Below are 7976 nucleotides of genomic sequence, written 5' to 3' on the forward strand. Positions count from 1 at the left end.
AGGAAGGCGACCGTGCCGGTACCATGATCGGTCCCGGTCGTGCCGTTGACCGCAGCGGTCCGCCCGAACTCGGTCGCGACCATCAACACCGTATCCTTCCAGACCGGACCGAGCCCCTGCTCGAAGGCGGCGAAGGCACCGTCAAGCCCGCCGAGCAGATTGGCGAGGCGCCCCTTGGCCCCGCCCTCATTGGCGTGGGTATCCCAGCCTTCGAAGGCGAGCGCCGCGACACGCGGCCCGTCATCGGCACCGACCAGCGCAGCCGCGCCCTCGGCGATGCGGCGCATGCCATCGGCCGTATCAGGCCCGCCGCCACCCTTCTGCTCGCCGGCCATGCCGCGCCTTTGCGCCAGCCCTTCGGTCTCGATCGCCTGCGCGAGCGCCCGCGCCAGTCCCGGATCGCGCTGGCCGTAGAGATCGGCGAGCCGCATCGTCAGGTCGCTGCCGGCGCGTGCCATGCGCGGCGGCGCCCAGCCCAGCACCGGCGCCTCGCCGCGCACCACCAGCGGCGGCACGACGCCGATACCGAGCACGCCCTTGCGCGAAACACCCTCGCCTGCGGGCAGGTTTGCGATCAAGCGGTTGAGCCAGCCGCTCTGGGTCATGCCCGCCCCCGGCTGGCCGCTTTCCAGAACGTCCTGCCCATCGAAATGCGAGCGCTCTCGATAGCCTGTCGCCGCGGCATGGACGACCGTCGCCTGTCCCTGCCTGTAGAGCCGCGCCAGGTTCGGCATGGCCGGATGCAGGTAGAAGAAGCCGTCGAGCGGCAAAGCCGCCTCCGGCCCGTCCTTGGCAAGCGCGATGCCCTCGCGCAGGCCGGCATAATCGGGATCGCCGATCGGCGGCACGGCCGAAAGCCCGTCGAGCGCGCCGCGCAGGACGACCAGCACAAAGCGTGGATCGCGCGCGCCCGCCGCCGCATAGGCGAATTTCGGCATGAAGGACCAGGCGAAGAGCGCGCCGGCCGCCCCGAGCACGGCGCGGCGCGACGGCGTCATCCGTTCGCAATCGTCATCGTCGTGGTGAGCCATCATCGTCACCTCCGCTGGAATTCAGGCGACATCAGCAGGAGCGCGATCGCCTGCGGCTTGCTCTCGGCCCGCGCCACCGCCTGCTTCGTCTCAGGAGAAAGCAGCGGTCCGAGCATGTCTTCGGCAAGCACACGCGGATCGGCGACGGAGCCCGCAGCCTGCCGCCCCCAGCCGGCGGCGACATCGATGCGCGTCTTCAGGCCCTCGGCCGAAGCCCAGGCGGCGTTGCCGTCGGCATAACCATTGGGGCCGGAAGGCTGCCAAAAGGGCTGCCCCATCACGCCGACCGGCCCAATGATCTGGCCGAAATCCGGCTTGCGGCCGAGCGCGCGATAAGAGGCCAGCAGGAACTCCTGCGGCGACCGGATTTTTGTGGCCGGCGCCTGCCAGACTGCATCATCTTCGACCAGCGCCCGATAGACGCTCGGCAGATCGCCGCCGCTCTGTCGGAACACCCCGGCCAGCTTGTCGACCAGCGCGCGCGGCGGCGCATCCGCCGCGAAATGGCGGGCGAGCTTCGTCGCGATGAACTGCGCCGTCGCCGGATGGCGCGCGAGGTCGGTCAGCGCGGCGACGCCCTGCGCCCTGCCCGGCTGATCGTAGGAGCGCCCGAGCAAAGGTGTGGTGCCCGGCTCATGCAAGCCGGCATTGAAGGCGAAGGAACCGGGAAAGCCGAGCACGCCCTCGCGTCCAACCACCGTCCAGCCCGTGATGATCCGGGCGAGATTGGTCACGTCGGCCTGGGCATAGCCGCCGGAGACGCCAAGCGTGTGCAGCTCCATGATCTCGCGGGCGAGATTCTCGTTGAGCCCCCGGCCCCGGCGTCGCCCGGCCGGCGAGTTCGGGCCGATCGACTGGCGATTGTCGAGGAAGTCGAGCATCGCCGGGTGGCTCTCGGCCGCGATCAGCATGTCCTCGAAGCGGCCGAAGACATGCGGGCGGATCGCCTCGCGCTCATAGGCGCCGGCCATGATCCGGCACATGTTGCTCTTGGTCGCGCCGATGCAGAAATGGTTCGACCAGAACATCACCAGCCGCTCACTGAGACCCGTCTCGGCCGAAAGCGCCAGATCGACCCGCGCCTTCACCTCGTCGCGATAGGTCCGATAGGGGAGCGCCGGCTCGTTCGCAGGCTTCGCGGGCGCCATCTGATTCTGTGGCCCGCCCGGCGGCGCCTGCGGGGTGGCGCTGGCCATCTGAGAGCCCTGCTGCATCCCGGGCACTGGCGCCGCGGCGACGATGCGGCGGGCCTCGCGCTCCCGCTTCTCCTGATCCTCGAAATCGTAGAGCGCCTTGCCGATCTCGGCCGCGCCTGAAAAAAGCACGCCCTCCGGTTGGGCGACGCGGCCCGCCGCGATCTCGGCCAGAAGCTTTTCGCGGATTTGCGCCCGCGCCGCCTCGCCCTGGCCGGGCTTCGGACCCAGGCCGAACCGCTGCAGCGCCACCGCTCCTGCCGTCAGCTCGCCCGTTTCCGCCATCTGCGAAGCCTCCGGTGATGATGAGAACGAAGATCGGCGCCGACTATGGCAGAAAACCGGTATGTTTCATGACAATTCGGTAAGCTTCACTCGGCTTCTGGAACCGCTTCCGACCGGCTGAAGCACTCACCGTCATTGCGAGCGCAGCGAAGCAATCCAGGGAGACGTAGATCTCTGCCGCACCTGGATTGCTTCGCTGCGCTCGCAATGACGCCGGATCGATCGCTCAGCGCGATTTCGAACGGGATGTATTGAGCGCGACAGCATCGCGGATGAGAGCCTTGAAGGCCTCCTCATCCACCACCTCGCCCTCGCGGATATCGATGGCGCGGCGGGCATTGCCCTCAAGGCTCGAATTGAACAGGCCAGCGGGATCGGCCAGCGAGGCCCCCTTCATGAAGGTCAGCTTGACCACGCTCTTGTAGGTCTCGCCGGTGCAGATGATCCCGCCATGCGACCAGACCGGCACGCCGCGCCACTTCACCTCCTCGACCACGTCGGAATCGGCCTCGCGGATCAGCGCGCGCATCCGCGCCAGCGTCGCGCCACGCCAGTCGCCGAGCGCAGCGATCTTCGCGTCGATCAGCTCGGAAGCCGCCTGGTCCTGAGCCTCGTCCTTCGCCATGACCGTTCCCTCACTCCAGCGTCTAGACAACCACCGTGATCGCCTCGGCCGCGCGCGTCAGGCCGGTATAGAGCCAGCGGGCGCGATGCTCGCGGAAGGCGAAGCTCTCGTCGAAGAGCACGACATCGTCCCATTGCGAGCCCTGCGACTTATGTACCGTCAGCGCATAGCCGAAGGTGAACTCGTCGGTGTGCTTGCGCAGCTCCCACGGCACCTCGTCCTCGGTGCCATCGAAGAAATTCGGCATGACCGAGACCTTGACCGCCTTGCCGCCGACATCGTCCTCCGGCGTCACCCGCATGGTGATCAACCCCTTCTTCGAGGTCTTGATCTCCTGCACGATCCAGGAGCCGCCATTGAGCAGGCCCTTGCTCTTGTCGTTGCGCAGGCAGACCAGCTTCTCGCCGGCGACAGGGCTGTTATCGGTGCGACCCATGAGCTGGCGGATGCGGGCATTGTAGTTGCGCCGCGTCTTGTTCATGCCGACCAGAACCTGATCGGCGCCCATGACGATCTCGGGATTGATCTCGCCGCGCCGGATCACGCGGCTCGGCCCATATTCGCCGAGTTCGAGCTGGCCGCCCTCGCGCACGATCATCGACATTCGCACGATCGGGTTGTCTGCCGCCTGCCGATGGACCTCGGTCAGCATGACGTCCGGCTCCTGCTCGGTGAAGAAGCCGCCGCCCTTGACCGGGGGCAACTGCGCGGGATCGCCCAGCACCAGCACCGGCGTGCCGAAGGAGAGCAGGTCCCGGCCCAGCTCCTCGTCGACCATCGAGCATTCGTCGATGATGATGAGCTTCGCCTTGGCCGCCGCGCTGTCGCGGTTGAGCGCGAAGATCGGGCTCTCCTCGTCGACGCCGCGTGAACGGTAGATCAGCGAATGGATGGTCTGCGCGCCCTCGCAACCCTTGTTGCGCAGCACGAGCGCGGCCTTGCCGGTATAGGCGGCGAAGACGACATCGCCGTCGACGGCCTCGGCGATATGGCGCGCGAGCGTCGTCTTTCCGGTGCCGGCATAGCCGAACATGCGGAAGAGCTGCGGCTCGCCGGATTGCAGCCAGCGTGCCACGGCGGTCAAAGCCATATCCTGCTGGGGCGACCAGCTCATCGCGGAACCATCGTTGAAAAAGGCATGGCGCAGATGGGGCCGAGTCGGCCCGTGAGGCAAGCCCGGCGCTGTCGAAACCGCTCAGGCTGCGCGCAGGCGCCTGACGAAGGCGTTGGCCTCCGCCTGCAGGGCATTGATCCGCCCGTCGAGTTCCCTCGCGCTTGCCGCCCCGGTATCCGCCTGGCCGACGGTCTGGAGATTGGCGGCGGCGATTTCGCCCATCGCCAGCGCGGCCGTACCCGTTACGTCCGAGATCCGCGCCACGGTCTCGCCGAGCGAGCCCAGCAATTCGACATGAGACCCGACCATCGCAGCGATCTCGGTGCCGGTTTGCTCGACCGCCGAGACGCTGGCCCCGATCGCCGAAACCGCTTCGGCCGCGTGGGACAGGGCTTCGTCTGCCTGCGCGATCCGGCTGACGATCCGCCCGGCGGCATCCGATGCTTGATTCGCGAGCGTCTTCACCTCGGCCGCGACAACCGCGAAGCCGCGACCATGGCTTCCGGCGCGCGCGGCCTCGATCGTCGCATTGAGCGCGAGCAGGTTGGTCTGACGCGCGACCGCATCGATGATGCCCACGACATCGCGGATCTGGGCGGCGTTTTCGGTCAGGCGCGTCACCAGCGCATGGGTCCCGGCGGCCTCGCGGGTCGCCTCTGTCGCCATTTCCGACACGCGCCGGACCTCGGCATTGATCTGGCCGACGACAAGGTCCAGCCGGAAAGCCGCCTCGCTGGAGCGGCGCGCATCGATCCCGGCGCCGTCCACGGAAGCCGCGGCGGTCTCGGTGCTCCGCGAGATCTGGTGCACGCGGACGGCAGCATCCTGCAGCGCCATGCGCAGCACCTCGCTGGCCCGCCCGATCTCGCCGAGCAGGACGCCGAGCCGGGCTTCGAACTCATCGGCGATCCCCGAAAGCTCGGCATTGCGGATTTGCTCCAGGCGCCGCGCATCGTCGGCCTCGGTCTCGCGCGTCACCAAGGTCGCCCTGACCTCGCTGAACTGGCGCACGACGCGGGCGAGCTGGCCGATTTCGTCGGCCCGGTCGCGATGCGGCACCTCGACGACACGATCGGACGCAGCCGCCTGGCGGATCGCGTCCATCAGGTTGCGCAAGGGCCGGGTCAATTGGCTCCGCAACATCAACAGGGCCAGAAGCCCGCCGCCCAGCGGCAGGAACACCGCGAACAGGATCGTCCGCTGCCGAACGGCCTCCGCACGCGCGCCGGCGCGGACGGACGTCTCGCTCGCCCGCTTCGTGAGCTCGTCGCGCAGGGCAGCGGTCGTCGCCACGATCTCGTCGACATTGGCACGCGCATCGGCGGCGCCGGCCTCCAGCAAGGCCGCCTTCGCCGAGATCCGCTGGCCGATATCGACGATGCCGTGCTGGAAGGCGATGAAGGTCTGGATCCGCGCATTGAGCGTCGGGTTGGCTTCGCGCAAGGCGGTGGGCAGGGCGGAGATCAGGTGCGCGCGCGCCGCATCCACCAGCTCGATGGCGGCGTCGAGCTTGCCGAGCATCGCCTCGATCTCCCGCGGCGAGCTCTCCGGATCGACCCGGCTGAGCAGGGCGGCGGCCGCAACCCGGCTCGACAGCAGCGAGGCGCTGCCGGCGAGGCGGATATCCGAGAAAGCGGAAGTATCGATGCGCCGCGCCTCATCGAAGCCGCGCAAGGCGCTGGCAAGGCCCAGCGCTCCCGCGAGACCCAGCAGCGCGAAGAAAATCATGATCTTCGCCGTCAGTCCCAGTCGCCGCATCATAGCCTCAGTCTCGTAGCCCCCGCCGGTTTCGCAGATGCGAACGAACGCGAGGTTAACGCGAGACATCATGACATAACGATATCAATAGTTTAGCCGGTTATCGAATACCCCGACGGCGGGGTCTTGCTGATATGGGTGCGACGCGATTGCCCGCGACCGAAGGCCGGCCTAGCTTCGCGCCATGAGACGACGCGCCCAACGAATCTTCCTGCTCTGCCTCGGCCTTGCCTTCCTGGGCTATGCCGCTTTCGTGCTGTCGCCCTGGCCTTCGGCGCTGCTGACGCGCCTCGCCTTCGGCTATGGCGCCTCGAAGAGCACGGCGGCGCTCGCTTCCCATGTCCCCGCCGGCATCCGCGAGCAACGCGACATCGCCTACGGCAGCACCGAGGACGAGAAGCTCGACATCTATCTCCCGCCGGGCGGCGCCGAAGCAGGCAGGCCCACCGTCGTCTGGATCCATGGCGGCGCCTTCGTCGCCGGAGACCGCGCGGATGTCGCGCCCTATCTCAAGATTCTGGCCGGGCGCGGCTTCGCGACGGTCGCCATCGGCTATACCCGGGCGCCGACCGCGCGCTATCCAGTGCCCGTGCTGCAGGCGAATGCCGCACTCGGCTTCCTGCAGCGCGAGGGGCAGCGCCTTGGCCTCGATCCCGCGCGCATCGTGCTGGCCGGCGATTCAGCCGGCTCGCATATCGCCTCCCAGCTCGCCGCCGGCCTCACCGGCAAGGACTATGCGGAGCTGCTTGGCCTGAAGCCGGCTGTGGCACCCGCAATCGTGCGGGGCGCCGTCCTGTTCTGCGGCGCCTTCGATCCCACGGCCTTCGAATTGACCGGCCCCTTCGGCGGCTTCGTCCGCTCCGTGCTCCTGGCCTATTTCGGCACCTCGAACCCGTTCGACAGCGAGCGCATCACGGAGGCTGCGGTGCCGCGCTATGTCACGGAAGCCTTCCCGCCGAGCTTCATCTCGGTCGGCAATGGCGATCCGCTCGCGCCGCAATCGGTGGTTATGGCGCAGGCCCTGCGCGACCGGGGCGTCAGGATCGATACCCTGTTCTTCCCGCCCGAGACCGAGCCGAAGCTGCCGCATGAATATCAGTTCGATCTCGGCCGCCCGGAAGGGAAGCAGGCGCTCGACCGGCTGGCGGCCTTCCTGGCCGGACTGAAGAACTGAACTCCCGGATACGAGAACCATGCACATCACGGTGAACGGGGTCCGCCTCTACGTCGATATCGAGGGCGCCGGGCTGGTCCCCGACGGGCCACGGATGCGCGAGAAGCCGACGCTCATTCTGCTTCATGGCGGGCCGGGTTTCGACCACAGCATGTACAAGCCAGCCTTCTCGGCTTTGAGCGACATCGCTCAGATCATCTATTACGACCATCGCGGCTGCGGGCGCAGCGAGAACGGTCCGACAGACCGCTGGACGCTCGACCAATGGGGCGACGATGTCAGGACCCTTTGCGATACGCTCGGCATCGAGAAGCCGATCGTGCTGGGAACCTCGTTCGGCGGCTTCGTGGCTCAAGCCTATGCGACCCGCCATCCCAGCCACGCCGCAAAGCTCATCCTGGTCAGCACGGCTGCAAAGTTCGACTTTCAGCAAGTCTATGAGGCCTTTGAGCGCCTGGGAGGAGCCGAAGCGGAAAAGGCGGCCCGTGGCTATTGGTCAGCTCCCTCCAATGCAACCCGGGCGGTTTACGGAAAGGTCTGCGTCCCGCTTTACGCGCCTCGCTCCCAGAGGGATGACGCATCGTGGATTGCGCGCGCCGTCACGCGCAACGAAACCGGCGTCCATTTCAACGGCCCCGGCAACGAGCACGGCCGCTTCGACTTCAGGGCCGCACTTGCCCACATCCCCTGCCCGATCCTCGTGATGGCCGGAGACAAGGACCCGATCACACCGATCGCTTTCAGCGAAACGATCGCGGCCAGCCTCCCATCTGAGAATGTCCAATTCCGGCGCTTC

The 7976-nt window shown here is 67.6% G+C and carries 7 protein-coding genes; 2 read left to right on the top strand and 5 right to left on the bottom strand.

Translation table 11 applies throughout. The features are described from left to right. The 5 genes from Q0Q02_RS21935 to Q0Q02_RS21955 all read right to left on the bottom strand — a co-directional run. A partial coding sequence (locus Q0Q02_RS21935; RefSeq protein ID WP_293812704.1) for a DUF1501 domain-containing protein occupies positions 1–1034 on the bottom strand: 1034 nt, incomplete at its 3' end. 2 nt (positions 1035–1036) lie between these two features. Then, positions 1037–2509 carry a DUF1800 family protein gene (locus Q0Q02_RS21940; RefSeq protein ID WP_293812706.1) on the bottom strand — a complete coding sequence of 491 codons (1473 nt, stop codon included), beginning with the start codon at positions 2507–2509 and terminating at the stop codon, positions 1037–1039. A 226-nt stretch (positions 2510–2735) separates the two neighbouring features. Beyond that, a complete protein-coding gene (locus Q0Q02_RS21945) occupies positions 2736–3134 on the bottom strand; it encodes a DUF1801 domain-containing protein (RefSeq protein WP_293812708.1) in 399 nt (132 codons plus the stop codon). A gap of 22 nt (positions 3135–3156) precedes the next feature. Further along, on the bottom strand, positions 3157–4248 hold the full coding sequence (locus Q0Q02_RS21950; RefSeq protein ID WP_293812710.1) for an ATP-dependent RecD-like DNA helicase: 1092 nt from the start codon (positions 4246–4248) through the stop codon (positions 3157–3159). Between the two features lie 81 nt (positions 4249–4329). Next, positions 4330–5976, bottom strand: a complete 1647-nt coding sequence (locus Q0Q02_RS21955; RefSeq protein ID WP_293812712.1) for a methyl-accepting chemotaxis protein — start codon at positions 5974–5976, stop codon at positions 4330–4332. A gap of 214 nt (positions 5977–6190) precedes the next feature. Between Q0Q02_RS21955 and Q0Q02_RS21960 the strand changes: the two genes are divergently transcribed. After that, positions 6191–7180, top strand: coding sequence for an alpha/beta hydrolase (locus Q0Q02_RS21960; protein ID WP_293812714.1), 990 nt, complete (start codon positions 6191–6193; stop codon positions 7178–7180). Between the two features lie 19 nt (positions 7181–7199). Then, the coding region (locus Q0Q02_RS21965) for an alpha/beta hydrolase (protein WP_293812715.1) at positions 7200–7976 on the top strand (777 nt) is incomplete at its 3' end.

This window comes from uncultured Allobosea sp. (assembly GCF_945956895.1).
GTDB lineage: Bacteria > Pseudomonadota > Alphaproteobacteria > Rhizobiales > Beijerinckiaceae > Allobosea.